This is a genomic window from Mesorhizobium sp. WSM4849, assembly GCF_055811385.1.
The window spans coordinates 136,953-162,499 of record NZ_JBVVPW010000001.1 but is presented as its reverse complement, the minus strand read 5'-3'; the positions used below and the strand labels follow the sequence as shown (position 1 = coordinate 162,499).

Here is a 25,547-nt window from a genome sequence, read left to right as displayed (position 1 = left end):
CCTCTCTCGACGTGAGGAGGACATGATGACGACACCTATGACGACAACAACGTACGCAGAAGCCCACCACGGGAGCATGCAGCCAACCGTCGTGGAAATCGACGGGTTCCGAGGCCGGCTGATCAATGCCAGCCACGCCGACTACGATGTCGCCCGTGCAATCTGGAACGGCGCCATTGACCGGCGCCCGCATCTGATCGCCCGATGCATCGGGACCGCCGACGTGGTCGCGGCCGTGCGCTTCGCTCGCGACCACGATCTGGAGATCGCCATACGGGGCGGAGGCCACGGCGTGGCGGGCACCGCCGTTTGCGACGACGGGATCGTCATCGACCTCTCGGCGATGCGGGGCGTGCGGGTCGATCCCGCCGGCCGCAGGGCGTGGGTGCAGGGTGGCGCGCTGTGGGGCGACGTCGACCGCGAGACGCAGGCGCACGGCCTGGCCACCACCGGCGGAATCGTGAGCCATACCGGAGTCGCCGGGCTCACCCTCGGCGGTGGCATCGGCTGGCTGATGCGCAAGCATGGCCTCGCGGTCGACAACCTCCTCGCCGCCGACGTCGTGACGGCCGACGGCGAGCGGCTGCGGGCGTCCGAGGACGAGCACCCCGACCTGTTCTGGGCGTTGCGCGGCGGCGGCGGCAACTTCGGCGTGGTCACCTCGTTCGAGTTCCGCCTCCACCCCGTCGGGCCCACGGTTCTGGCCGGGCCCATCCTCTGGGACGCGAGCGACGCCGGGGAGGTCCTCCGTTTCTACCGCGACTTCATCCGCCACGCTCCCGACGAGCTCGGCACGGTCGTAAAATTCTGCACCGTGCCGCCTCTATCGGTCATTCCCGAGGAACTGCACTGGCGCCCGGTGGTGATTGTGGGCGCGTGCTACGCCGGGCCGATCGAGGACGGTGAGAAGGCGCTCCGCCCGCTCCGCACATTTCGGACTCCCCTCCTCGATCTGGCCGGGCCCAAGCCGTACGTGGTATTCCAGAGCGCGCTCGACTCGACCGTCCTCCACGGTTGGAACTACTACTGGAAGGCCACCCACCTCCCCGCGCTCCGCGACGACCTCATCGACGTGATCGCCGGGCACGCATTCTCCTGCTCGTCGCCACGGTCGTATGTGGCAATGTTCCATCTGAAGGGGGCGGTGAGCCGAGTGGCCGAGGGCGCGACGGCGTTCGGAAACCGGCAAGCGTCGCACGCGATCATCGTCCACGCTGCGTGGCGGCCCGGCGAGGACTTCGGCGACCGAGAGACGGCCTGGACGAGGGGGTTCCTCGCCGCTCTTGGCCGCTTCCGCGAAGGCGTCTACGTCAATTTCCTCGGCGGCGACGAAGACCCGGGCCGGGTCCGAGAGGCGTACGGCGACTCCGTCTTTGACCGGCTGGCTGACGTGAAGTCCTCGTACGACCCCGACAACGTCTTCCACCATAACCAGAACATCCGCCCGGGGCTGAGTGCCGGTGTGAGCGGTTCCGACGGCGCGGGCGATACTTGATAAATTTGGGGTGGTGTTGGATGGGTGCGACGCTGCCGGAGGCGCCTGGGCGAGTGCATAACCGGGCGCTAGGGCTGCGCGGCCGTGAATGACCGGTATCGGCGCATCTTCCCAATTGAGCACAGGCGTGGGAACTTCCGCTCACCAACCGTAGCGGAAATTCGCGGAATCGAAGATTATGCGCCGATGCACGACTACAATGCTGAATATCGAAGGCTGCGCGAAGCGGGTTTCTCCGGCTGGTCGGGAGCCACCATTGATTGTTGGGTAACGAGACGCTATTGGTGCCAGCCTTCGATCTGTAGATCGCCCAGCCGCTCAGCCTCCTCGCGTGGAACGGAGCGTACGGTCTGGGAAAAGGTCCAGACGTGACCTTCAGGATCGCGCGCCCTGTACTGCCGTTCACCGTAGAACTGGTCAGCAGGCTCCTGGACGATCTCGGCTCCCGCCGCCCTTGCACGATCACAGTGGGCATCAATGCCGTCCTTGAGGCGCACATAGACCGACTGCGTGTTCTTGCCGGCGATCGACGCGGGGCTGGCGACATGGTCGGCCCATTCGGCATCGACGATGATATAGCCGTCACCGAACCGCATCTCGGAATGGACGAGCCTGCCATCAGCGTCGCTGACCACCATGCTTGGCTCGAATCCGAAAGCCTTTTCAAGCCAGATCAATGCGGCGCGCGGATTCTTGTAGAATATGCCAGAGCCCAAGGTTGAGTGCTTGAACGGATCGTCGACCTTCATCGGGCGAGCGGCGTCTCTCAGGCCTGCTCGGCGCGCACCGCGCGCCGGCGGCGCTCGCCCTTCTGGGTCTCCACGATGCGCACGCGTTTGACGCGGCGTGGATCGGCGTCGAGCACAAGAAATTCGAAACCAGGTATGGCCTGCACCACTTCGCCGCGGGCCGGAACACGGCCAAGCGTGTTGAAGATCATGCCGCCGATCGTGTCGACATATTCGCCATGCTCGCCGGCGGCGAAATCCTCGCCGATCATCTTGGTGACTTCGTCGATCTCGGCCTTGCCGTCGACGACGAACACGCCCTCGCCGGTCTGGGTGATCATCGGCTCGTCCTCGTCATGCTCGTCCTCGATGTCGCCGACCACCATCTCGACGATATCCTCGAGCGAGGCCAGACCATCAGTGCCGCCATATTCGTCGATGACCAGCGCCATCTGGGTGCGCATCGCCTGCATCCGCCCCATGAGATCGGAGGCGAGCATCGACGGCGGCACGAAAAGCACCGGGCGGATCAGGTTCAGGTCGCCGATGGTGCGCGCGAGATCGACCTTGGCAAGATCGAGAAGCGTGGTGGCGGCGGCTTTCCTGGTCGTCCTGCCCTTCCTGACGCGGGCGATCTTGGTGATGTGAGCGAGCACGTCGCGGATGTGGACCATGCCGCGCGGGTCGTCGAGCGTTTCCGAATAGACCGGCATGCGGGAATGGCCCGACTGCTCGAACAGTCCCAGAAGATCGCCCAGGTTCGTCGTGATCTCGACCGCCTCGATATCGGCGCGCGGCACCATGACGTCCTCGACGCGCACCTCGCGCAGGCGCAGGATGTTGTTGAGCATGGCCCGCTCGCCGGGCGAGAAGGATCCGGGATCGCTCGCCGTTTCGGCAAGCGCGTCGGCGATCTCCTCGCGCAGGCTGGTGCCGTTGCGTTGCCTGAACAGGCCGAGCACGCGATCGAACAGGGAAGGACCGGCAGGCGATGGCTCGCTGTCGAAGCTGCCGGTCGGGATACTCGGACTAGAGCCCTCTTCCGTCTGTTCGGATGGCTTGGTCGCACTGCCAGCGTCTGGGCGGGCGGCAGTCTCTGGTTTGTCGTTCATCGTCGTCCGGTCATTTGATCTTTTTAGTTACGCGTAGGGATCGGGAATGGCAAGCCTCGCAAGTGCTGCGCGTTCGACGGCTTCCATTTCCTCGGCCTCGGCGTCGGTCTCGTGATCGTAGCCCAGCAAATGCAGCAGGCCGTGGATGACGAGATGGATGATATGGTTCTCGACAGGCTTGTCTTCCAGTGCGGATTCCCGCGCGACCGTCTCGGCGGCCAGCACGATGTCGCCCAGCATGGGGGGCAGCGGACCGCCCTTCGCGAGCGGAAAAGCCGGGAAAGACAAGACGTTGGTCGGTTTGTCCTTGCCGCGCCAACCGGCATTGAGGCTGCGGATATGGGCATCGTCAGAAAAGACGATGCTGAGCTCGGAACGGCCGGCCGCGCCGGTTTCGGCAAATGCAGCGGCAACGGCGCGATCGACCAGCCGCGTCAGCGCGGCCTCATCGGGCCAGTCGCCCGCTTCGACCGCTATATCGATGTCGACGGGAACCGGAAGGTCCCCGCCTACAGACTTTTTGTCCTCAGCCATAAGGCCGCATTCTTCAGCCTTCGGCGCCCAGGCCCCGGGCCAGCTTGCCGTCGCGGTCGTAGGCCTTGACGATCTCGGCGACCAGCGGATGCCTGACGACGTCGCCTTCGTTGAAGCGCACCGTCACCATGCCGGTGACGCCGTCGAGGATCCTGAGCGCCTCGACCAGACCGGATTTGGTGTTTTGCGGCAGGTCGATCTGGGTCGGATCGCCGGTGACGATCATGCGTGAATTCTCGCCGAGACGGGTCAGGAACATCTTCATCTGCATCGGCGTGGTGTTCTGCGCCTCGTCGAGGATGACGGCGGAGTGCGCCAGCGTGCGGCCGCGCATGAAGGCCAGCGGCGCGATCTCGATCACCTCGGCGGCTATCGCCCGCTCGACCTTGTCGGCCGGCATCATCTCGTAAAGCGCGTCGTAGAGCGGCCGCAGATAGGGATCGACCTTCTCCTTCATGTCGCCGGGCAGGAAGCCGAGCCGCTCGCCGGCCTCGACGGCCGGCCGCGACAGCACGATGCGCTCGACCATGCCGCGTTCGAGCAGCATCGCCGCATGCGCCACGGCGAGGAAGGTTTTTCCAGTGCCAGCCGGGCCGATGCCGAAGACGAGTTCGGACCGCTCCAGCGCGCGCATATAGGCGTCCTGGTTGAGCGAACGGGCATAGATCGTCTTCTTGCGCGTCGATATCTGGGCGGCGGACACCTTGCCCTTGCGCTCCAGCGTCGGCAGCGTCAGCTGGTCGTCGGCGGCGATCGCCATGCGCACGGCGCCGTCGACGTCCGATTGGCCGATGTCAGCGCCTTTCTGGAGAATGCCGTAGAGATTATCCAGGGCGCGGCGCGCCTGCTCGGCGGCCGAGGCGGAGCCCTTGATGGTCAGCTGGTTGCCTCGCGAGCGGATATCGACGCCAAGCTTCTGCTCAAGCCTGGCCAGATTTTCGTCGAACTGGCCATAAAGGGCGCTGGCAAGCTTGTTGTTGTCGAAAGTCAGAACGATGTGCGCCATATCCGAAGCCCCCGATGGTAGGTTCTGGGGCAGGTTCTTCACTTCCGCAGCGCTCAACCGTCTCTCCTCATCTGCCGAGACCTTCAGGCCAATTCGGCGAACAGGCTGTTGTAACCCGTCTTCGTGATTCGTACCTGGATAATCTCACCGATTTCGCCGGACATTTCATCAACAATAACCGGCTGCAGCCACGGCGAGCGGCCGACCTTCTGGCCGGCCTGGCGACCCGGCTTCTCGATCAGCGTGTCGATGGTGCTGCCGACCAGGCTCGCGCCGAAATCCTGCTGCTGCTTCAGCAGCAGCGCCTGCAGCCGCTGCAGGCGCTCGTCCTTGACGGCTTCCGGCACATGATCGGCCATTTCTGCGCCCGGCGTGCCGGGGCGCGGCGAATATTTGAACGAGAAGGCCGAGGCATAGTTCACCTGGCGGACAAGGTCCATCGTCGCCTCGAAATCCGCCTCCGTCTCGCCGGGAAAGCCGACGATGAAATCGCCCGAAAGCGCTATATCGCTCCGCGCGGCGCGGATCCGGTCGAGCAGCGTCAGATAGTCCTTTGCCGTATGCCTGCGGTTCATCGCCTTGAGTGTGCGGTCGGAGCCGGATTGCACAGGCAAATGCAGATAGGGCATCAGTGCCGGCAAATCACGGTGGGCGGCGATCAATTCGTCGTCCATGTCGCGCGGGTGGCTGGTGGTATAGCGCAACCGCGCCAGCCCGGGAATCTCGGCCAGCCGGAACAGCAGGCGGCCAAGACCCCATTCCTCGGTCTTGCCCCCTTTGGCTTCGCCCTCGCCATGCCAGGCATTGACGTTCTGGCCAAGCAGCGTCACCTCGCGCACGCCGGCTTGCGCCAGCCGCTCGGCCTCGGCGACGATCTGCGCCACCGGCCGCGACACTTCCGAGCCTCTGGTATAGGGCACGACGCAGAAGGTGCAGAACTTGTCGCAGCCCTCCTGCACGGTCAAAAACGCCGTGACGCCGCGCCTGACGATCTCGGCGTGTTTCGGCTGCGGCAGATGCTCGAATTTGTCCTCGATGGCATAGTCGGTCTCGACGATCTTTTCGCCGCCGCGCACCCGTGCCAGCACATGCGGCAGCCTGTGATAGGTCTGGGGGCCGATGACCAGATCGACGGCCGGCGAGCGGCGGATGATCTCGGAGCCCTCGGCCTGCGCCACGCAGCCGGCGACACCGACCAGCATCTCGCGGCCGGCCCGAGCCCGTTCGGCCTTCATCTCACGAATGCGGCCGAGTTCGGAATAGACCTTTTCGGCGGCTTTCTCGCGGATATGGCAGGTGTTGAGCAGCACCAGATCGGCATCGGCGATGGCGTCCGTCGCCACATAGCCGTCGGCGGCCAGCGCGTCGGTCATGCGCTGCGAATCGTAGACGTTCATCTGGCAGCCATAGGTCTTGACGAAGACCTTCCTGCTTGCGGCAGACGGTACGACCGCACTCTCGGCGGCAGTATTGGTTTCGTCCCGTTCTATCGTATTCAATTCCATCTGGCGGCTTCTAACGCCTTTCCCCGACAAAAAACAGACGATTCTGCCCGTAGAGCGGGATGCATTTGGATTGAACGGGGGCATCCCGCTCTATCTGTTTGTTTTAGCCGCATTTGTGCGACGCCAAGTGATTCCACTTGGCTGCAAAATGCTCCAGCACCGCGCGTCCTCTTGGACGCGCAAAGGATGCTGGTGCACTTGAATTTGCGCTGGAGCTTTTCCGGCGCCTACCGGCTCGGGTGCGGATCGGCGAGCGTCGCCTGCACCATATCGCGCACCCGACTCTCCATCAGCCTTGCCGTTTCCTTGCGGTTGGAGCCCTTGGAAAAGGCAACCGGCTCGCCGAAATGCACTTCGACATCGAGCCCGCCCTCTGCCATGAGGATCTTGAGATGCGGCATCAAATCCTCGTCACCGATCCAGGCGGCAATCGGCCGGTGCCTGCGGCCGAGCGGCACGCCGTGCAGGCGCGTATAGACGATCGCCACCGGCTGGATGAAGACCCGTTCGGCCGCCCCTTCCGAAATCGCCATCGAGGCAGCCCCGAACAGCGTGCTCTTGAACGGCAAGATCATGTTGCCGTCACCGGTCGAACCTTCGGCAAACAGCACCATGGCGTCGCCCTTGGCCATGCGGTTGGCGATCTCGCTCGCCTGGTCGCCCGACGAACGCTTGCGCTCGCGCTCGATGAAAACCGTGCGCTGCAGCTTCGACAACATGCCGATCAGTGGCCAGCCGGCCATGTCGGCCCTGGCGATGAACGTCACGTCGGCCATCGACCCCAGCACCATGATGTCGGTCCAGGAGATGTGGTTCGACGCAACCAATAGCGGGCGCTGATTGGACAGGGTCCCCTTGACATGAATGCGCATGCCCAGCGCCCGGATGATGAGCCGGTGCCAGATATTCAGGATGAACGTCTCGCGCCAGAGCCCGGTCTTCATCGACAGGATCTGCAACGGCACGAGGATCAACGAGCCTACGACAACGAGGCCCAGCGCCAGGAAAATCCTGATTTTTCCGATCATCCGCTCTTGGCCCTGCCCCACCTATGGCTAGAGCGACGTGCGTCCAATTGTACGCACAAAGTGCTCTCTAGCATTTTTGAATCTGCGCATCTGAATCTACGCATCGTGCTTTCCGAAAATCGGTTCCGATTTGCGGGCCGATGCGCTACCGAAGATCGCGGCGCATGACAAGCGCCCCGGTCGGGCCGTGCTCGGGCGATCTGTAATAGTTGGCACGTTTGCCGACCTCGCGGAATCCCAGCCGCCGATACAGCGCGATCGCGGCGACGTTGGTCTCGTCGACCTCGAGGAAAAGCGCCTCGGCGCGTTGCGCATGCAGTTCGCGCAGAACGGCATCCATCAGTTGCCAGCCAAGGCCCTGGCGGCGATGGGAGCGCGCCACCGCGACAGTTAGGACCTCGCCTTCGCCGGCCGCCAGGCGCGCCAGCACGAAACCGACCGGCGGCTTGGCACCCTGTCCGGTCTCGCGCGCGGCATAGCCGAACACCGTGTCCTGCTCGAGCAGTGCGGCGAATTCGTCGTCGGTCCACGGCCGGACGAAATCCTCGCGATGCAGCACCGACATGGCCGCGCTGTCGGCAATCGTCAGCGGCTCGAGCGCAAAGTCCCTGCGGCGCGGCTGGAGGAAAGGAATGCGCATCAGCTTTTCTTCCCGGCTTTCTTCCTGGACAGGATAAACCCGGCCTGCGGCTTGGCGTCCGCCCCGCGCAAATAAAGCGGTTTCGGCTTTTCGCCTTCACCCTTGGTAGCGGCCAGCCGGGCATAGATTGCGATATCCGCAGTGGCACTTGTCGGGCCGATGTCGAAGGCGCGCCCGACCGAAGCCGCAATTTGCGATGTCGCGGTGCCGGCCATAACCGGAGACCTATCCACCGCCATGGCGGCGGCTTGCGAAAGCGTGGTCACCGCGGGACCGTAAATCAAAACGGATGCTTCGTCGTAAAGTGCTGCATGGATTTCCTCGCGGCCGGCGTCGAGCGCAACGAGCACGGCGCGGCCGGGAAATGTCTCTTTCGCCTGCGCAGCCAGCGCTTCCAGCGTCGTCACCCCGATTGCCGGAATTTTCAGCGCCAGCGCCAGGCCCCGCGCCGCCGAGACACCGACGCGCAGGCCGGTAAAGGAGCCCGGACCGGTGGAGACAGCGATGGCGCCGAGGCCGGCATAGTCGGTCCCGGCCGCCTTCAACGCCTCCTCGATCACGGTCATCAAATGCTCGGCATGGCCCTTGCCGAGATCGAACACCGAACGGCCGAGCTCTTTCCCGACCGCCGCGTCGTAGACACAGGCGGCGCAGAGATTGGCGGCGCAGTCGATGGCAAGCAGCTTCATGAGGCGGCCGGTTGGAGCACCCGCTTGGGCACAGGGTTCGAAAAACAATTTCCCTGTGCCTGCCATGGCTCGTCCCCGCAAGAGGATAATGCATAATTCGTTTGGCGGCTTCGCTTCGATCTCGCCCGAAGGCGGTACCTTCCAGCGAGCGTAGCCGTTTGGGAACCGGTGCCGGACGCACTTATCCGGCCTGCTCGATGCGCAGCATGTGATTGTCCCAGACATAGTCCGGTTCGGACCTTATTGCGCCGCCCGCTTCGACGATTTCGCCGGTGCCTGTCGTCGCCATGAAGCTCGCCCCGTCGGGCGCCACGCCGCAGACCTCGGCCAGAGCGCTGGTGGCGACGATCCGGCCGCTGGCCGCATCGATGACGGCAAGCGAGTTGCCTTCCGGCGAGGACACGGCGACGGTACCGGCAGCAGGGTTGGCAGCGACCGAGCCTATATAGTTCCTGAAGCCGGACAGCACGTCCTGCGGCATGTCGAGCAGTTGCAGATCCTTGCCGCGCGCGGCGCGGCCGACCAGCAGCGGACGATCGGTGCCCGGCCCTCTGTGCTGGCAGCCGAACCAGACCGTGCCGGATTTTTCGGTATCCATGTGCCGGATCGAAAGCTGGTGCAGCGCCGGCGGCAATTCGTGCTTTTCGACGAGGTCGCCGGTAAGACGGTCGACCAGAACATAGGATGGCTTCATCGTCGCGATGTTGAGCTCGGCGCGGCCAAAATCGGGATGCGTCTCGATGCCGCCATTGGCGACGGCAATCGTCCTGCCGTCGCCCAGCAGCAGAAGCTCGTGCGGGCCCATGCCATAGGTCGGGAACTCACCAACCCGCTTGAATCTCGCACGCTCGTCGTAGACACCGACCACGCCGGCGGCATTGTCGAAATCGTTCTCGGTGGCGTAGAGCAGCGCACCGTCGGTCGAAAACACGCCATGGCCGAAGAAATGCCGTCCACTGACGCTGGCAATGGTCCGCGGCTCGTCGCGGCCCGTGTGGTCGAAGACCACCGCGAAGGTGCCGGGCTGCCTGGCAAAGACCACGGAGCGTTTCGACACCGGATCGAAGGTGACGTCATGACCGCGGGCGGGCAGGTCGATAGCGTGCAGGACCTTGCCGGCTTCGGACAGGATGGCCGCGCCATAGCTGCCGTCGCGCTTGACGAACGCGGTGGCGAAGACGGCGTCGGCGGCAAGCGTCTTTGCCAATGCCGAAGGCACCATCGCAGCAACAAAGCCAACGCCTGCGGCCCTGAGGAAATCACGACGATCGATCAAAGGAGTTTTCAAGAGACGGTCCTCTCGGACACGGTCTCATTCCTCGACACGGTGATTTTGACAGATCGGAGGGCTTCTTGGCGCCCAGCATCCATCGATCGTTTGAATGGATCATCGCAGGCGTTCGGGATTGGCCGAAGCCTCCCCAACTTCGTCATCCTTGGGCGGAGCAGGAGCGAAGCTCCGTCGCGGAGACCCAAGGATCCATGCCGTAATCTCAGCCGAAGAGTACGGCGGAGCAGAATTCTGCACCTAAGCAACGCTCTGAGGTCATGGCATGGATCCTGGGGTCTGCGCCGCGTCGCTGCGCTCCTTGCTCCGCCCCAGGATGACGAAGCGATGGGCGTTTCGGCCAATCTCCAAAGTGTGCGATCCGTCAACGCAAGCGCGTCCGGCCTGTCAAAACTTCCTCGCCGAGTAACTCGCCCCAAAAGTCGACGCCGTTTCGAGATCATGCTCAATCCCCGTCGAGTGACGAGAAGCCAGCGGTCAGGCCGAATTCAGTGGTCAGCCTGGTGCCGATCAGGGTCGTCAGGCTGGATGTCACCAGCGAAAAGTGGTCGAGCTTCTGGCGCAGCGACGGATCGGCGAGCGCCTTGTCGATCGGACCTCTGATGACCGTGGCGTCGGCGGCCCCGTTGACGAGCTGGATGTGGATCGATTCCGCCATCCAGCGCGCGTCGGGCGACAGCGCATCGCCAAGCCGCGAGGCCTGGAACAGCGCGTCCATGCCCGCAAGATTACCGGTCAGCGAACGCGCGGTGTTTTGCGAGCGCCAGTAGATCGCCTGTTTCGGCTTGTCGGCCTCCGGGCTACTGCCCAGAAAGCCTTTCAGGCGCACGTCACGGACCATCTCCAGTTCGTTGATGAAGACGCCGACCAGTTCGGTCACCGCTTCCGTGCCGTCGCGGTAGAGCGAATTTTGCGCGCCCGGATTGGCCCAAAGTGCTGCAAAACCGTCGGGCCTGTTCCAGGCGTCGCTGACCTCGGCAGCAATCGTTTTGATGTTGCCGGCGACGGCCGCGCCGTAAGCGCAACGATAGGGATCGTCCTTGCCGGCGAGCCGCTCGGCGCCATCGCCGTAAAGCACGAATTCCAGCGCGCCGAGCCCTTGCATGGCGACGCTCTTTGTCGCCAGCTGGACCGGATCGGCGGCGGTCCGGTCCTTACTGGCCAGCGCCGCCTGCACCTGCCTCAGGCCGATGCTCTTGCGGTCCGGCCAGAACAGCATGCGCTCCAACCGGTTGTTCTCGGTGATCGGTCCAATGCGGATGATCTCGACGATCGACCAGGCATCCACGGTGCCGGAGAACTCGGCGCGCGCTGCATCGAGATGGTCCTGCGAGGGCACGTCGCAAAGCGTGCGCATTGCCTTGGTCAGGCCGTCCGCATGGTCATGCAGGCGCGCATAGGCCGGGCGGACAAAGCCGTCGATCGCCCGCTGGATCACGTCGGAAGCCTTCACCGCTGCGGACGCCGGCAGTGCGCCGCCGAGGACCAGCGGGAGAACCAGAGCAAGCGCAAGACCCTTCGACATCAGAACGACTCCAGGAACTTGACCAGTGCGTCGCGATCGGCCGCATCGGCGGCGGCAAAGCGGTCGCGCGCCTTTTGCCCCTCGCCGCCATGCCACAGGATCGCCTCGGTCAGGGTGCGCGCGCGCCCGTCATGCAGGAAGAAGCTGTTGCCGTTGACGGTCCGGGTAAGACCGATGCCCCACAGCGGCGGCGTGCGCCATTCGCTGCCGGTAGCCTCGCCCACCGCTTGCCCGTCGGCGAGGCCCGGCCCCATGTCGTGCAGCAGAAAATCGGAATAGGGCCAGATCAACTGGAAGGCCTGCGCCTTGTTGGGCGAGCCGCGACGGGTGACGAATTTCGGCGTATGACAGGAAATGCAGCCCATGTCGTAGAACAGCTTCTTGCCGGCCAGCACATCTGGTTTGTCGAGATCGCGCCGCGCCGGCACGGCGAGATTTTGCGAATAGAAGGTGACGAGGTCCATCACCGGCGGCGGCGCCTCGACCGGGCCGAGGCGCTCCTGTGTGCCGTTGGGCATGGCAAGACATGCCTTTTCGGCCGCGGTGCAATCGCCCCAGTGGTTCGGCACTTCCGGCGTCGAAATGCCGATGTCACCGGCGAATGCGTCCGCCGCTTGCTGGCGGATCGATGGCGTCTGCGCCTTCCAGCCGAAGCGGCCGAGCGTCAGTTCGCCGCTTTGGCCGTCGCGCACGATGCTGGGCCTGCCGGAGATGCCGTCACTATTCCGATCGTCCGGATCGGCATGGGCGAGAATGTCCGCCGGCGCGATCTGCTCGACCAGGCCGAGGCCGATCATCGGCGGCGTCATGCGCGGCGAAAGCGTGGTCTGCGGATCGAGCGGCCCGTTGGCAAGATCATCAACCGAATAGCTCGGCTTGCGCAGCGAAACCACGGTACCGTCCGGCAGCGTGACTTTCTGCTCCTGATAGCCGACACGCATCCTGCCTTCGCCCCGAAGGCCCGGAACGGCCAGGTCCTGCAATTGCGAGCCATAGACCGGATCGGGGAAGTTAAGCACCTTGCGGGCGGCCAGCGCCGCCTTCTCCTCCTCGGTGCTCGCCTGCCGCGCCAGCCGCAGGAACATCGAGGTGGTACCGCTGCCGGCTTCCGGCGGATGACCGCGGCCGTCCTTCAGATGGCAATTCTGGCAAGCCCGCTCGTTGAACAGCGGCCCAAGCCCGTCCGATGCCTGCGTCGAGGAGGGCGACGATACCCAGTTCTTGCGGAAAAGGGCGTTGCCGAGCTTGAAGGTGCCCTGTTCTTCGAAGGTGATATTGGCCGAAGATTGCGAGAAGGCGTCCTTGTTGGCACCTTTTCGCGACGTGCCGGCGCCGCCCTGCATCGGCTCGAACTGCTCGGGCTCGGAAAAATCCTTGGTCGGCCTGGTTATTGCGATGACGCGCGCCAGATCCTTCGGCGTCAGATCGGTACGGCTGGTGGCGAGGCCCGCCGGTTCGGGCGCGCCGGCCAGCGCCGAGGCCGTAAGTGCGACCACTACGGCAAGCGAAAGCCCGCGAAGCCAGCTGTGTCGCGGGTTTTGCTGGGACGGCAGGCCGCAATCCTCGGCCCGCCGTAAGCGGCGCAAGAAATCTAAGGGGCGCCGCATTCCTGCATGTCCCTAATCCGCCTCGTCGGCCGATGCCGCGTTGAGCTGGCCGTATTTTTCTTCGCCGATCGAGGCGAGCAGGTCGAGTTGCGTCTCGAGAAAGTCGATGTGACCTTCCTCGTCGGACAGCAGATCCTCGAACAGCTTCATCGTCACGTAGTCGCCTGCTTCTTCGCAAATCTCACGCGAACGCTTGTAGGCAGTGCGCGCGTCATATTCGCCGGCAAGATCGGATTCGAGCACTTCCTTGACATTCTGTCCGATGCGCAGCGGCGCTACGGACTGCAGGTTCGGATGGCCTTCAAGGAAGATGATGCGGGCCACGAGCCGGTCGGCATGGTGCATCTCCTCGATCGATTCCGCGCGTTCCTTCTTCGCCAGCTTGGCGTAACCCCAGTCTTCCAGCAGCCGGAAATGCACCCAGTACTGATTCACTGCTCCAAGTTCCAGAAATAGAGCCTCGTTAAGCCGCTCTATGATCTGCTGTTCGCCTTTCATGGGTTCTGCTCCCGTATTGGACGCGCAGGCCTCTGACGCGATCCAGGTGTGAAACGACATCCACGCCGCTCGCCTCCGAGCGGGTGTGGTAATTTTCGGTTACCCGAATGATCGTTTCGACCACATTTGGGAAGCAGCCGCAACAGCGACCACGCTTCTGCATGGCATGATAGATCTTCGCCGGCACGATAAGCTGCCAGGGATCCTGATCCAGCAGCCCGACGATCGTCTGCTCAATCTCCTTTTCGGTGATGATGTTGCAATGGCAGATCAGCATTATTTGCTCTGTATGGCTGACGGCACTTGCTCGGCGCCGTGTGGCTTATTTTCTCAATCGAACCGAAAACCGATTTCCACTTTTCTTTATGCGGACCTTCGGTTCGGGGATCGTGCTCAAGGCCCTTGACGCCTTACTGGAACACTTTGTCTGGCGCATCGAGGCTGTCGGAGCCCTCGAACGCGATGGAATTGAGTTTCAGGGTGCCGACCGCGCGTTCGATCGATTTGGTCTGGTCGACCAGCGCGTCGATCGCCGCCTGCACGGTGGCATTGCCTTCCGTGTTGCCTTCGCCGATCTGCTGGTCATAGGCCTCGCCGCCAAGCGCCCGCGCCTTGATGGCTTCCATCTTGGCGACGGTGACATCCAGCTTGTCCGACAGTTCCTTGTCGATCGCCGGATCGGCCTCCTTGACCATGTCGGATACCGAGGGGCCTTCGACGACGGTACCGTCGAGGCGCGTGTAGCTGCCACGGTAGGCGGCGCGAATGCCGACGGCATCGTAGAGATGCGAGTCGTAGGTGTTGTCGGAGAAGCAGTCGTGCTCCTCTTCCGGGTCGTGCAGCAGCAGGCCGAGCTTCATGCGCTCGCCGGCGAGTTCGCCATAGGACAGCGAGCCCATGCCGGTGAGGATGGTCGAGATGCCGGCCTTCGGCTCGCCATCGACAAGGTTCTTGCGGGCGCCGCCGCCCTCCTTCCAATCGTTGACGATATCCTGCAGATCGGAAACCAGAAGGTCGCTCGCCGACTTCAGATACTGCGCGCGACGATCGCAATTGCCGCCGGTGCAGTTGGCGAGATCGTAGTCCGTATAGGGCCGTTCGCCGGCGCCCGGGCCGGTGCCGTGCAGGTCCTGGCCCCACAGCAGGAATTCGATGGCGTGATAGCCGGTCGCCACATTGGCCTCGATGCCGCCGGCCTCCTGCAGCGTGCCGGAGAGGAACTCCGGCGTCAGATTGGCGGCGTCGATCTTCTTGCCGTCGACCTCGATCGACTTGTTGGCGATCACATTGGCGGTGTAGAGCGCATTCGCGTCCGACTCGGTGCCGTAGTTCTCGGCGACATAGTCGATCAGCCCCTCGTCCAGCGGCCAGGCATTCACCTTGCCTTCCCAGTCGTCGACGATGGCATTGCCGAAGCGGTACACTTCGGTCTGCTGATAGGGAACGCGCGATGCCTTCCAGGCGTCGCGGGCGGCAGTCAGCGTTTCCACCGAAGGCTTGGCGAGCAGCGCCTCGACGGCCTTGTCGAGCGCCTGCGCCGCGGTCAGCGAATCTTCATACTTGGCGAGCGCAATGTCGGAATAGGTCTTGATGACCGCCTTGGCATCGGTTTCCGCCTTGGCCGGCAGCACGAATATCGCCGCCGTCAATGCCGCCGTGGCGCCGATCGCGGCGAGCCTGCCATATCGTGCCGTGATCATCGCTCTCATGATTGTCATCTCCTCGGAATTCAGTGAAATGCCGGCGCCAAAGGCGCGTCGGCAGGCAATCGGCGCCAAGGCAGGTCCCTGCCATTGGGCGGGAAACAGGCCGCGGCATAGCGCGGTTTGCGGAAGAAAGACATCGAAATGCCTCCAATCGAAAGGGTTCAAGGCCCAGACATCAAAGGGATGCGCTTGACGCGCAAGCTTCCATAAAGCGATGAAGGCACCGGAAGTCAACCAATTTCAGAGAGAAAAGCCAATCGAAACAACAGTTTAGAATTATTCTAAACTGCAAGTGTCAACTTTAGCCGTATTTTACCGTGTCGTCGTTAAATGGCACTAATGACGGACCGCCATTCCGGGTGCGACCCGCAAAGGCGGTCTTGCGGCGGCGCCAGACAATCGCCACTTGGCGAGACGTCCTAGACTTGGATTAAGGAATTGGGGCTGCGATGAAAAACGGTGTGGTCATTGTCGGTGCGGGTCATGCGGGCGTGCAAGCGGCCGCCAGCCTGCGCGAGGACGGGTACGACGGACCCGTGATCCTCGTCAGTGACGAGCACGAACTGCCCTACCACAAGCCGCCGCTGTCGAAGACCTTCATCAAGGATCAAGAGGCCAAACCGCAGCCGCTGCGCGGTGAGGCGTTTTATACCGGCAGCGCGATCGACTACCGGCCGGGCATTCGAATCGAGCGCATCGATGCCGGCGGCCGCAGGCTGGAGATATCAGGGGGTGGCGTGCTGCCGTTCGACCGGCTCATCCTGGCGATCGGTTCGCGGCCGCGCATCCTGCCGCTGCCGGGTTCGGATTTTTCAGGCGTTGTGTCGCTGCGCTCGCTCGCCGACGCGCGGCTGATCCGTGAATTGAGCGCACGGAGCGAGGATGTCGTCATCCTCGGCGGCGGCTTCATCGGACTGGAGATCGCCGCAACGCTCAAAGCGGCCGGCCGCAAGGTCACGGTAGTCGAGGCGGTCGACCGACTGCTCGGCCGGGCAGTGGCGCCGGTCATCGCGCGCCATGTACGGCAGCGGCTGGAAGCGACCGGTGTCCGCATCCTTACCGGCACCACGATTGCGCGGCTCGAAGGTGAGAGCGGCCGTGTCGCGGCCGCGGTCACCTCAAGCGGCGAGCGCCTGCCGGCGCAGATGGTCATCGTCGGCATCGGCGTCGTTCCGAATGTCGAACTGGCGCAAGCCGCAGGCATCGCTATCGCCAACGGCATCAGCGTCGATCAGCAGATGCGCACGTCGGTGCCCGAAATCCTCGCCATCGGCGACGCCGCCTCCTACCGGCACTGGCTCACCGGCGGCGATGTGCGGCTGGAATCGGTGCAGAATGCCACCGACCAGGCACGTCTTGCCGCCCGCACCATCGTCGGCCATGCGGTCGCCTTTGCGGCGGTGCCATGGTTCTGGTCCGACATCGGCGACATGAAGCTGCAGATGGTCGGCCTGATTTCGGGCGGCGACAGCCATGTCGTGCTGGGCGATGTCAACGAGAACAGATTCTCCATCTATCACTATGCTGGAAATCGTCTGCTCGGCATCGAATCGGTCAATCGGCCGGGCGACCATATGCTTGGCCGCAAGATGCTCGGCGCCGGCTTCTCGCCGACGCCGCATACGGTTGCGACGGGGCCGGACGGACTGAAGGCGGCGCTCGCCGCCTTCCAGCAGGAAGAGCCCGTCCGTGCCGCTGAATAAGGATATGTTGATATTCAGGTGATGCCGGCCTGCGAACGGCGGTTTCCTGCGCTTCCGGTACTCACGTACCCGAAAGTACGCTCCGTTCCGGTTCTCGGAACCCACCATTCTCGGCGCGGCCTGACCTGAATCTCATCGGAGCAGACGAGGGTCAGGCGGCGCGGACCTCGCGGATCGAGCTTTCCAGGACGTCGAGCGCTTCGTTCATGACTTCGTCCTGGATGGTGATCGGCGCCAGGAAGCGGATGACGTTGCCGTAGACGCCGCAGGTGAGCAGGATCAGCCCCTTGTCGAGCGCCTTGAGCCGGACCGCATTGGCGATCTCGGCCGATGGCAAGCCTTTCTTCACATCGTTGAACTCGACAGCGTTCATGAAGCCCGGGCCTCTGATATCGACGATCTCCGGCGCGTCGTCGCGGATCGATTGCAGCCGCTGCTTCAGCCGCGCGCCCAGCGCGTTGGCGCGGTCGCAGAGTTTCTCCTCGTCGATGACGTCGAGCACGGCATGCGCCGCGGCGACGCCGATCGGGCTGCCGCCATAGGTGCCGCCGAGCCCGCCGGGGTTCGGCGCATCCATGATCTCGGCACGCCCGGTGACCGCCGCCAACGGAAAGCCGCCGGCCAGGCTTTTCGCCATGGTGGTGATGTCGGGCGCCACTTCGTGATGATCCATGGCGAACATCTTTCCGGTGCGGGCAAAGCCGGTCTGCACCTCGTCGGCGATCAACAGCATGCCGTGCTGGTCGCAGATCTTGCGCAGCGCCGTCATAAACTCGCGCGGCGCCTCATAGAAGCCGCCCTCGCCCTGCACCGGCTCGACGATGATGGCGGCGACGCGGGCCGGATCGACATCGGCCTTGAACAGCCGGTCGAGCGCGGCCAGCGAATCGGCGACCGAGATCCCGTGCAGCGCCACCGGGAACGGCGCGTGGAAGACATCGGCCGGCATGGCGCCGAAGCCGACCTTATAGGGAACGACCTTGCCGGTCAGCGCCATGCCCATGAAAGTGCGGCCGTGGAAGCCGCCGGCGAAGGCGATGACCGCCGGCCGGCCTGTGGCGTTGCGGGCGATCTTGATGGCGTTCTCCACCGCCTCTGCGCCGGTGGTGACGAATATCGTCTTCTTGTCGAATTTGCCCGGCAGCATGCCGTTCAGCCGTTCGGCCAACCTGACATAGCTCTCATAGGGAACGACCTGGTGGCAGGTATGGGTGAAGCGGTCGAGCTGCGCCTTGACCGCCTCGATCACCTTGGGATGGCGGTGGCCGGTGTTGACGACGGCGATGCCGGACGAGAAATCGATGTAGCGGCGGCCTTCGACATCCCAGATTTCCGAGTTTTCGGCGCGGTCGGCATAGATTTGCGTTGTCATGCCGACGCCGCGCGAAATCGACTGGTTCTTGCGTTCGGAAATGGCTGAATTCTTCATGATGTCCCTCACCCGGCGGCGCCGGTTCTCGTTTGGATGACTGCCGGGAATTGTTCTGACCTTATTTCACGTTTTCCTCAAGTTGGCACTGGCGGCAGGCGATTGGGCCTGCCGCCGTTGGCGTCGTGTTCCTTCGCGAACAGCTGAATTTGACTCATGCCGTCCGCACAAACCCCTCGCTGGCCCTGAGCAGGTTGCGCGTATAATCCTTGCTGACGCGGCGCTCGACGAGGTCGTTCGCGGTGAGGTGCTCGACCGCCTCGCCGTTCTGCATCACCATCAGCCGCTCGCACATATGGGTGATGATGGCGAGGTCGTGGCTGACCATCAGGAAGGTCAGCTTGCGCCGCCGCCGGATCTCTTCCAAGAGGTTGAGCACCTCCGCCTGCACGGAAGCGTCGAGCGCCGAGGTCGGCTCGTCGAGCAGCAGGATCGACGGTTCGAGGATCAGGGCACGCGCAATCGCCACGCGCTGGCGCTGGCCGCCCGACAATTGATGCGAATAACGGAAGCGGAAGCCGGTGCCGAGCCCGACCTCGTCCAGCGCCCGCTGGATGCGCTTTTCGCCATCGGCAAAGCCGTGGATGGCGAGCGGCTCCTGCAGCAGGCGGTCGACGGTCTGGCGCGGATGCAGCGAGCCATAGGGGTCCTGGAAGACCATCTGCACCTTGCGATAAAAGGCCTTGTCGCGGCGCGCGCCGAGTTTTTTCCCGTTGACAGTGATGCTGCCCGAAGCGGCCGGTGCGAGGCCGGCGATTGCCCGCAGCAGCGTCGATTTGCCGGAGCCGGATTCGCCGACCAGGCCGAAGGATTCGCCGGACTGCACTTCGAGGCTGACGCCCTTCAGCGCGCGAAAGCGATCGAAGATCACCTCCAGCCTGTCGACGGAAAGAGCCGCCGTCATGCCGCCCACTCCGGCCTGCGATCGAGCACCGGCAGCGGGTGACGGTCGGCGCCGATCTTCGGCATGCAATTGAGCAGGCCGCGCGTATAGGGATGCTGGGCGCGGCCGAGCTCCGATGCCTTGAGCTGCTCGACCACCTTGCCGGCATACATGACGATCACCCGGTCGCAAAAGGACGAGACCAGGCGCAGGTCGTGCGAGATGAAGATCAGCCCCATGCCGCGCTCGCTGACCAGCCGGTCGAGGATGCCGAGCACGTCGAGCTGCACGGTGACATCGAGCGCCGAGGTCGGCTCGTCGGCGATCATCATTTCAGGCCCGGCGATCAGCATCATGGCGATCATGGCGCGCTGGCCCATGCCGCCCGACACCTCATGCGGATGCAGGTCGAAGACACGGGCCGGATCGCGGATCTGCACCGCCTCCAGCATGGCGAGCGCGCGGTCGCGGGCCTCCGCCTGGCCGACCTTCTCATGCGTGCGCAGCGTCTCGACGATCTGTCGGCCGATGCTCATCACCGGGTCGAGCGAATATTTCGGATCCTGCAGGATCATGGCGATGCGCTTGCCGCGCAGCGCCCGGCGGTCGCGGGGCGAGGCCGCGAGCAGGTCGATGCCGTCGAAAGCAAGTTTCCTGGCGGTGACCTCGGCCTGCGGCGGGGTCAGGCCCATGATGGCGCGGCCGGTCTGCGACTTGCCGGAACCGCTCTCGCCGACGATGCCGAGCCGTTCGCGGCCGAGCGAAAAGGAAACGCCGCGCACCGCCTCGATCCGGCCGGTGCGCGTCGGGAAGGTGACGCGCAGATCGTCGACCTCCAGCAGGGTGCTCGTTGGGTCGCCGTTCATTGGTCGCCGCTTCGGGGGTCGAGCGCGTCGCGCAGGCCGTCGCCGAGCAGGTTGAAGCCCAGGCTGACGATGAGGATGGCAAAGCCCGGTGCACCGGCCACCCACCATTGGTCGAGCACGAAGCGGCGGCCCGAAGCGATCATCGCGCCCCATTCCGGCAGTGGCGGTTGCGCGCCGAGGCCGAGGAAGCCGAGACCGGCGGCGGTCAGGATGATACCGGCCATGTCGAGCGTCACCCTGACGATCAGCGACGAGATGCAGAGCGGCATGATGTGGCGCAGCACGATGCGGAACGGCGAAGCACCCATCAATTGCACCGCCTTGATGTAATCCGAATTGCGCACGGTGAGCGTTTCGGCACGGGCAATTCGCGCGTAAGGCGGCCAGGAGGTGACGGCGATGGCGAGCACCGCATTCTCGATGCCGGGGCCGAGTGCCGCGACGAATGCCAGCGCCAGGATCAGCTTCGGAAACGCCAGAAAGATGTCGGTGATGCGCATCAGGATCGCATCGATCCAGCCGCCGGCATAGCCGGCGACGGTGCCGACCAGCAGGCCGATAGGGGCGGCGATGATGGCGACGAGAATGACGACGTAAAGCGTCCAGCGCGAGCCGAAGATGACGCGCGAAAGGATGTCGCGGCCGAGGTCGTCGGTGCCGAACCAGTGCTCGGCACTTGGCGCCAGCAGCCGCGAGCCCTTGAGGTCGCCGAATGTTGGCGAATAGGGCGCCAGCACATCGGCAAAGGCGGCGACCACCAGCAAAGCGATGATGATGAGCAGGCCGAGAAACGCCAGCCGGTTGGCGGAAAAGCGCCGCCACGCCACATAGGCACGGCCAAGCCTTGCCTGCATGCGCGAAGCCGGCCGCTCGCTGAGCAGCCAGTCGCGACGGCTTTGTATCGCTTCTGCGCTCATCGTACCTTGGTCCTTGGGTCGAGCACCCGGTAGAGCAGGTCGGACAGGAGATTGATGCCGATGAAAACCGAGCCGATGATGATGGTGCCGCCGAGCACCGCGTTCATGTCGGCGTTCTGCAGGGAATTGGTGATGTAGAGGCCGATGCCCGGCCATGAAAACACGGTCTCGGTCAGCACCGAGCCTTCGAGCAGGCCGGCATAGGAGAGCGCAATCACGGTGACCATCGGCACCGCCGCGTTGCGCAGCGCGTGGCCCCAGATGATGCGTGTTTCCGACAGGCCCTTGGCGCGCGCCGCCACGATATATTCCTGGGCAAGCTCGTTCAGCATGAACGATCGCGTCATCCGGCTGATGTAGGCGAGCGAGAAATAGCCAAGCAGCGAGGCCGGCAGGATGATGTGGCGGAAGGCATCGCGAAACACATCCCACTGCCGCTGCCACAGCGCATCCAAGAGATAAAAGCCGGTGATCGGCGTGAAGGTATATTCGTAGACAATGTCGAGACGGCCGGGAAAAGCCACCCATTGCAGCCTGGCATAGAACAGCACGAGCGCCAGCAGTCCCAGCCAAAAGATCGGCACGGAATAGCCGACCAGGCCGATGATCCGCACGATCTGGTCGATGATGCTGCCGCGCCGCACCGCAGCCAGCACGCCGAGCGGCACACCAAGCAATGCACCGATCAGCGTTCCCAGCGTCGCCAGCTCGATCGTCGCCGGAAAGGCGCGGCGAATGTCGGTCATCACCGGGTTGGTGGTCAGCACCGAGGTGCCGAAATTGCCGTTCAGGGCATTCTTCACATAGATGTAGAACTGCTCGATCAGCGGCAGGTCGAGACCCATCTCGCGGCGCGTCCGCTCGACGACATTGGCCGGCGCTCGGTCGCCGAGCACCGCCAGCACCGGATCGATGGGGATCACCCGGCCGATGAAGAAGGTCACCGCGAGAAGACCGAGATAGGTGGTTATCGCGATGACCAGGAAGCGGGCGATCGCCGACGCGACAGCGACAGCACGGGCGCTGTCGCGCCCTGCCGTCGCTTCGCTATCAACCGTGCTCATGCGGCGCGTCCGCCGGCATCACTCCTTGGAGATCTGGCCGACGAAGTTGGTGTCGAAGCTCGGGCCGAGCTCAAAGCCCTTGAGGTTCTTGCGCAGGCCGGCCACTTCCAGCTGCTGGTGGATGATGATGAAAGGACTGGTTTCGAGGACCTTCTTCTGCAGGTCCTGGTACATTGCGGCGCGCTTGGCAGCATCCTTCTCGAGCAACGCCGCTTCCGTCTGCTTGGTCAACTCCGGAATATCCCAGGCGTTGCGCCAGGCCAGCGTCTTGGTCTTGCCTTCATCCGAATTGTCGGAGTTGCTGGCGAAGGTCTGGGCATTGGAGTTCGGATCGAAGTAGTCCTGACCCCACTGGCCGATATAGATGTCGTGGTTGCGGGCGCGGTATTTGGTCAGCGTCTGCTTGCCGTCGCCGGGAATGATCTCCAGCTTGATGCCGGCCTGTCCCAGCGTCTGCTGGAACGATTCCGCCATGCCGGTCACCGGCTGGGTGTTGCGTACGTCCATGGTGACGCTGAAGCCGTCGGCCAAGCCGGCCTTGGCAAGCAGTTCCTTGGCCTTGGCGAGATCGAAGGTGAACGGATTCTCGTCTAGCTCGCCAAGCACGCCTTTCGGCAGGAAGGTCTGGTGGATCTCGCCGATGCCCTTGAGGATAGTCGAGCTCAAGGCATCATAGTCGACAAGATATTTGAAGGCCTGGCGAACCTCGGGCTTGGCGAGGTTCGGATTCTTCTGGTTGAGGCTGATGTAAAAGACCGTGCCCTTCGGCGCGCTGGTGGTGGTGAGATCGGCGTTCTTGGCGATGGCGTCGAGGTCGTTCGGCTCGAGATTGCGGGCAACGTCGATGTCGCCGGCCTCCAGCGCCAGGCGCTGGCCCGAGCTTTCCTTCATGTTGCGGTAGATGACGCGGGCAAGCTTGGCCTTTTCGCCGTGATAATTGTCGTTGCGCTCCATCACGACGACCTCGTTGGCCCGCCATTCGCGCAGCTTGAAGGCGCCGGAGCCGGCATAGCCGGTCTTCAGCCAGGCATTGCCGAAGTCATTGTCGTATTTGTAGTCGGCGCTGGGCGTCACCGCGGCGACATGTTCCTTGACCAGCTTGGCGTCGACGACCGAGGCGACGGTTGCCGACAGACAGTTCAGGACGAAGCTCGGCGCATAGGTCTTGTCGACGGTGAACTGGAACGTCGTGTCATCGACAGCCTTGGCCTTCTCGGTGACGTTGTCGCCATTGATGCCGAACTGGCCGATGATGAAGGCCGGGCTCTTGTCGAGCTTGATGGCGCGCTCGAACGAATAGGCGACGTCCGCCGCGGTGATCGGGTTGCCCGAGGCAAATTTCAGGCCGGGCTTGAGCTTGAAGGTGTAGGTCAGGCCGTCGTCGGAGACAGTCCAGCTTTCGGCGAGATCGCCCTTGACCTTGGACGTATCGCTGAGATCGAGGCGGACAAGAAGATCGTAAGTGTTGCCAGTGACCTCTGCGGTCGACAGCTCGAACGCCTCGCCCGGATCCATCGAGATGATGTCGTCGATCGCGAAACCCTCGACCAGCGTGTCGGCCGGCGTGACGGCAAGGGCAGGCGCACCGGCCAGAAGCAACGCGGACATGGCTGCGCCGGCGAGCAAGATGCGGGAGCGTAGAGCAAACTTTTCCATCATCATTTGTAACTGTTCCCTGTTTTTGTTGACCTGAGTTCCCGGCTCAGGGTTTTGGCATTTACTTGCCAAATCGAACGGTGACCCTGAACCGGTCGTCTTGGTGATTTTTATCCAGTTCGGCCTCACCATATCCGGCGGTTTCAGGCGCGGCAACGAGCATTTGCAAAGCTGTTTGTTGGACCAGATCAGGCAGCCACCACCGCCGGAAGCAACAACCCGGAGCGCAGCTATTTCAACGCGGTGATCAGGTCGGCGTCGGGAAAACAGGTGACGGCGCGACCTTTCCTGGCCTGCCATTTGCCGATCGACCGGCGTGTCTTGAAACCGGGCAGGCCGTCGGCGCTGCCGACGTCGTAGCCCTCGGCCTCCAGCGCCCGCTGCAGGGCGGCGATATCCGACCTGTGGAGCCCGCCAACCGCGCCCCAGCGCCCCGAAAAATTGCTGTCGCCATTCACGATGCGGTCAGCGCCGTGGCCGATGAACAGGGCGTAGAGATCGCTGGTGTTGTATTGCTTAAGCACGTAGAAATTGGGCGTGACGATGAAGGCCGGACCGCTGCGCCCGGCCGGCATCAAAAGAAAGCCTTCGGCCTTCAACTCGCGCGCCGGAAACGGCTTTGGCGTGGCACGTTCGATGCCCATATCAGCCCACTCGGAAATCCTCTTGCCCTGATCCGGCCCTTCGAGCGAACAGGAGACCGCTTCCGGGACCGTCACCTCGAAGCCCCAGCCGCGGCCCTTCACCCAGCCATAGTTGACAAGATAATTGGCGATCGAGGCCAGCGTATCCGGCACCGAGTTCCAGATGTCGGCCCGGCCGTCGCCATCGAAGTCGACGGCATGCCTGAGGAACGAACTCGGCATGAACTGCGGCTGGCCGAGCGCGCCTGCCCATGACGACTTCATCGCGCCGACCGGGGCCAGCCCACGCTCGACGATTTCGAGTGCCGCCATAAGCTCGGTGCGGAAGAAGTCCTTCCTGGTCGCCATGAACGCCTTGGTGCCCAGCACTTCGAAAGCGTCGTAAGGCATCTTCGCCGCGCCAAAGCCGGTCTCGCGACCCCAGATCGCCAGCAGCACCTCGCCCGGCACGCCGTAGCGCTTCTCAATCGCGGCGATCGTCCTGGCATTGGCCGCCTTGCGCGTGCGGCCACCGGCGGTCACGGCGCGAACCGTCTTTTCGGCGAAATAGGCGCCGGGCGAACCGAACTCCGCCTGATGCTGCTTCTGCGGCGTCTTCGCCTTTTTGCCCGGCATCACCAGGCCGGGCAGTTTGAGATTCGGTTTGACACCGTCGAAGGCGGCGTCGAAGGTTTTTCTGGAGATGCCTTTGGCGCTGGCTTCAGGCCAGAGATCGCTGCTGAGCCAGGCGTGGAACTGGTCGTCGATTTTTGCGGCTGAGGCGGGGGTGGCGAGGAGGAAGGCAGTCAGTGCGACGAGGAGAAAAGCGACGGCCAGCCTGCAAAGTCCGCGTTCTGTCGCGCCCCCCTCTGTCCTGCCGGACATCTCCCCCACTTGGGGGGAGATTGGCAGCTTTGACCACGGCGCTTTTTCTCCAACGCTGGAGGTTCGCGAAAGCCAGCGTAACGGCCAATCTCCCCCCTTGTGGGGGAGATGCCAAGTTTTGGCAAAGAGGGCAGGACAGAGGGGGGCGCCACAGAACGCA

Annotated in this window: 23 protein-coding genes; 2 read left to right on the top strand and 21 right to left on the bottom strand. The window is 63.7% G+C overall.

The features are described from left to right. Positions 1–76 precede the first annotated feature (76 nt). The gene (locus tag AC0L3L_RS00760) at positions 77–1,495 is read left to right on the top strand and encodes an FAD-binding oxidoreductase (RefSeq protein ID WP_473636196.1); all 1,419 of its coding nucleotides are present in this window, start codon (positions 77–79) and stop codon (positions 1,493–1,495) included. 278 nt (positions 1,496–1,773) lie between these two features. Here AC0L3L_RS00760 and AC0L3L_RS00755 read toward each other — a convergent pair whose 3' ends face one another. The 14 genes from AC0L3L_RS00755 to AC0L3L_RS00690 form a co-directional block, all read right to left on the bottom strand. Further along, complete coding sequence (locus AC0L3L_RS00755) at positions 1,774–2,244, bottom strand: VOC family protein (protein ID WP_473636195.1); 471 nt, start codon at positions 2,242–2,244, stop codon at positions 1,774–1,776. A 17-nt stretch (positions 2,245–2,261) separates the two neighbouring features. Further along, the gene (locus AC0L3L_RS00750; protein ID WP_123146513.1) at positions 2,262–3,335 is read right to left on the bottom strand and encodes a hemolysin family protein; all 1,074 of its coding nucleotides are present in this window, start codon (positions 3,333–3,335) and stop codon (positions 2,262–2,264) included. A 27-nt stretch (positions 3,336–3,362) separates the two neighbouring features. Further along, complete coding sequence (gene ybeY, locus AC0L3L_RS00745; protein WP_473636194.1) at positions 3,363–3,869, bottom strand: rRNA maturation RNase YbeY; 507 nt, start codon at positions 3,867–3,869, stop codon at positions 3,363–3,365. 13 nt (positions 3,870–3,882) lie between these two features. Beyond that, entirely contained in the window at positions 3,883–4,875 is a 993-nt protein-coding gene (locus AC0L3L_RS00740; RefSeq protein ID WP_287305617.1) for a PhoH family protein, read from the bottom strand. Positions 4,876–4,958: 83 nt separating this feature from the next. Then, a complete protein-coding gene (gene miaB / locus AC0L3L_RS00735; RefSeq protein ID WP_473636193.1) occupies positions 4,959–6,380 on the bottom strand; it encodes a tRNA (N6-isopentenyl adenosine(37)-C2)-methylthiotransferase MiaB in 1,422 nt (473 codons plus the stop codon). Positions 6,381–6,607: 227 nt separating this feature from the next. Next, positions 6,608–7,408, bottom strand: a complete 801-nt coding sequence (gene olsA, locus AC0L3L_RS00730) for a lyso-ornithine lipid O-acyltransferase (RefSeq protein ID WP_473636192.1) — start codon at positions 7,406–7,408, stop codon at positions 6,608–6,610. A 145-nt stretch (positions 7,409–7,553) separates the two neighbouring features. Beyond that, positions 7,554–8,048, bottom strand: a complete 495-nt coding sequence (rimI, locus tag AC0L3L_RS00725) for a ribosomal protein S18-alanine N-acetyltransferase (protein WP_095493615.1) — start codon at positions 8,046–8,048, stop codon at positions 7,554–7,556. Beyond that, a complete protein-coding gene (gene tsaB / locus AC0L3L_RS00720; protein WP_473636191.1) occupies positions 8,048–8,737 on the bottom strand; it encodes a tRNA (adenosine(37)-N6)-threonylcarbamoyltransferase complex dimerization subunit type 1 TsaB in 690 nt (229 codons plus the stop codon). Before tsaB ends, rimI begins: the two co-directional genes overlap by 1 nt. A 181-nt stretch (positions 8,738–8,918) precedes the next feature. Further along, a complete protein-coding gene (locus AC0L3L_RS00715) occupies positions 8,919–10,025 on the bottom strand; it encodes a DUF1513 domain-containing protein (RefSeq protein ID WP_473636190.1) in 1,107 nt (368 codons plus the stop codon). A 445-nt stretch (positions 10,026–10,470) separates the two neighbouring features. Then, positions 10,471–11,550: an imelysin family protein gene (locus AC0L3L_RS00710; RefSeq protein ID WP_473636189.1), complete on the bottom strand. Its 1,080-nt coding sequence runs from the start codon at positions 11,548–11,550 to the stop codon at positions 10,471–10,473. Continuing rightward, positions 11,550–13,157 carry a di-heme oxidoreductase family protein gene (locus AC0L3L_RS00705; protein ID WP_473636188.1) on the bottom strand — a complete coding sequence of 536 codons (1,608 nt, stop codon included), beginning with the start codon at positions 13,155–13,157 and terminating at the stop codon, positions 11,550–11,552. Before AC0L3L_RS00705 ends, AC0L3L_RS00710 begins: the two co-directional genes overlap by 1 nt. Before the next feature lie 12 nt (positions 13,158–13,169). Beyond that, positions 13,170–13,655, bottom strand: a complete 486-nt coding sequence (gene bfr / locus AC0L3L_RS00700) for a bacterioferritin (RefSeq protein WP_077377191.1) — start codon at positions 13,653–13,655, stop codon at positions 13,170–13,172. Beyond that, positions 13,621–13,932 carry a (2Fe-2S)-binding protein gene (locus AC0L3L_RS00695; RefSeq protein WP_123146504.1) on the bottom strand — a complete coding sequence of 104 codons (312 nt, stop codon included), beginning with the start codon at positions 13,930–13,932 and terminating at the stop codon, positions 13,621–13,623. The genes bfr and AC0L3L_RS00695 overlap by 35 nt, the downstream gene beginning before the upstream one ends. A gap of 133 nt (positions 13,933–14,065) precedes the next feature. Then, complete coding sequence (locus AC0L3L_RS00690) at positions 14,066–15,355, bottom strand: imelysin family protein (protein ID WP_473636327.1); 1,290 nt, start codon at positions 15,353–15,355, stop codon at positions 14,066–14,068. Between the two features lie 455 nt (positions 15,356–15,810). Here AC0L3L_RS00690 and AC0L3L_RS00685 point away from each other — a divergent pair, with 455 nt between their 5' ends. After that, complete coding sequence (locus AC0L3L_RS00685; protein ID WP_473636187.1) at positions 15,811–17,064, top strand: NAD(P)/FAD-dependent oxidoreductase; 1,254 nt, start codon at positions 15,811–15,813, stop codon at positions 17,062–17,064. Positions 17,065–17,215: 151 nt separating this feature from the next. Here the strand turns inward: AC0L3L_RS00685 and AC0L3L_RS00680 are convergent, their stop codons facing one another. The 7 genes from AC0L3L_RS00680 to AC0L3L_RS00650 form a co-directional block, all read right to left on the bottom strand. Further along, the gene (locus AC0L3L_RS00680) at positions 17,216–18,493 is read right to left on the bottom strand and encodes a 4-aminobutyrate--2-oxoglutarate transaminase (RefSeq protein ID WP_473636186.1); all 1,278 of its coding nucleotides are present in this window, start codon (positions 18,491–18,493) and stop codon (positions 17,216–17,218) included. A 154-nt stretch (positions 18,494–18,647) separates the two neighbouring features. Next, positions 18,648–19,397, bottom strand: a complete 750-nt coding sequence (locus AC0L3L_RS00675; RefSeq protein WP_473636185.1) for an ABC transporter ATP-binding protein — start codon at positions 19,395–19,397, stop codon at positions 18,648–18,650. Further along, positions 19,394–20,242, bottom strand: coding sequence for an ABC transporter ATP-binding protein (locus AC0L3L_RS00670; RefSeq protein ID WP_473526090.1), 849 nt, complete (start codon positions 20,240–20,242; stop codon positions 19,394–19,396). Before AC0L3L_RS00670 ends, AC0L3L_RS00675 begins: the two co-directional genes overlap by 4 nt. Then, complete coding sequence (gene nikC / locus AC0L3L_RS00665) at positions 20,239–21,159, bottom strand: nickel transporter permease (RefSeq protein WP_473483912.1); 921 nt, start codon at positions 21,157–21,159, stop codon at positions 20,239–20,241. Before nikC ends, AC0L3L_RS00670 begins: the two co-directional genes overlap by 4 nt. After that, the gene (locus tag AC0L3L_RS00660; RefSeq protein ID WP_473483915.1) at positions 21,156–22,223 is read right to left on the bottom strand and encodes an ABC transporter permease; all 1,068 of its coding nucleotides are present in this window, start codon (positions 22,221–22,223) and stop codon (positions 21,156–21,158) included. The genes nikC and AC0L3L_RS00660 overlap by 4 nt, the downstream gene beginning before the upstream one ends. Positions 22,224–22,241: 18 nt before the next feature. Beyond that, positions 22,242–23,885 carry an ABC transporter substrate-binding protein gene (locus AC0L3L_RS00655; protein ID WP_473483918.1) on the bottom strand — a complete coding sequence of 548 codons (1,644 nt, stop codon included), beginning with the start codon at positions 23,883–23,885 and terminating at the stop codon, positions 22,242–22,244. Between the two features lie 224 nt (positions 23,886–24,109). Beyond that, positions 24,110–25,387 carry a lytic murein transglycosylase gene (locus AC0L3L_RS00650; RefSeq protein WP_473636184.1) on the bottom strand — a complete coding sequence of 426 codons (1,278 nt, stop codon included), beginning with the start codon at positions 25,385–25,387 and terminating at the stop codon, positions 24,110–24,112. Positions 25,388–25,547: the final 160 nt, after the last annotated feature.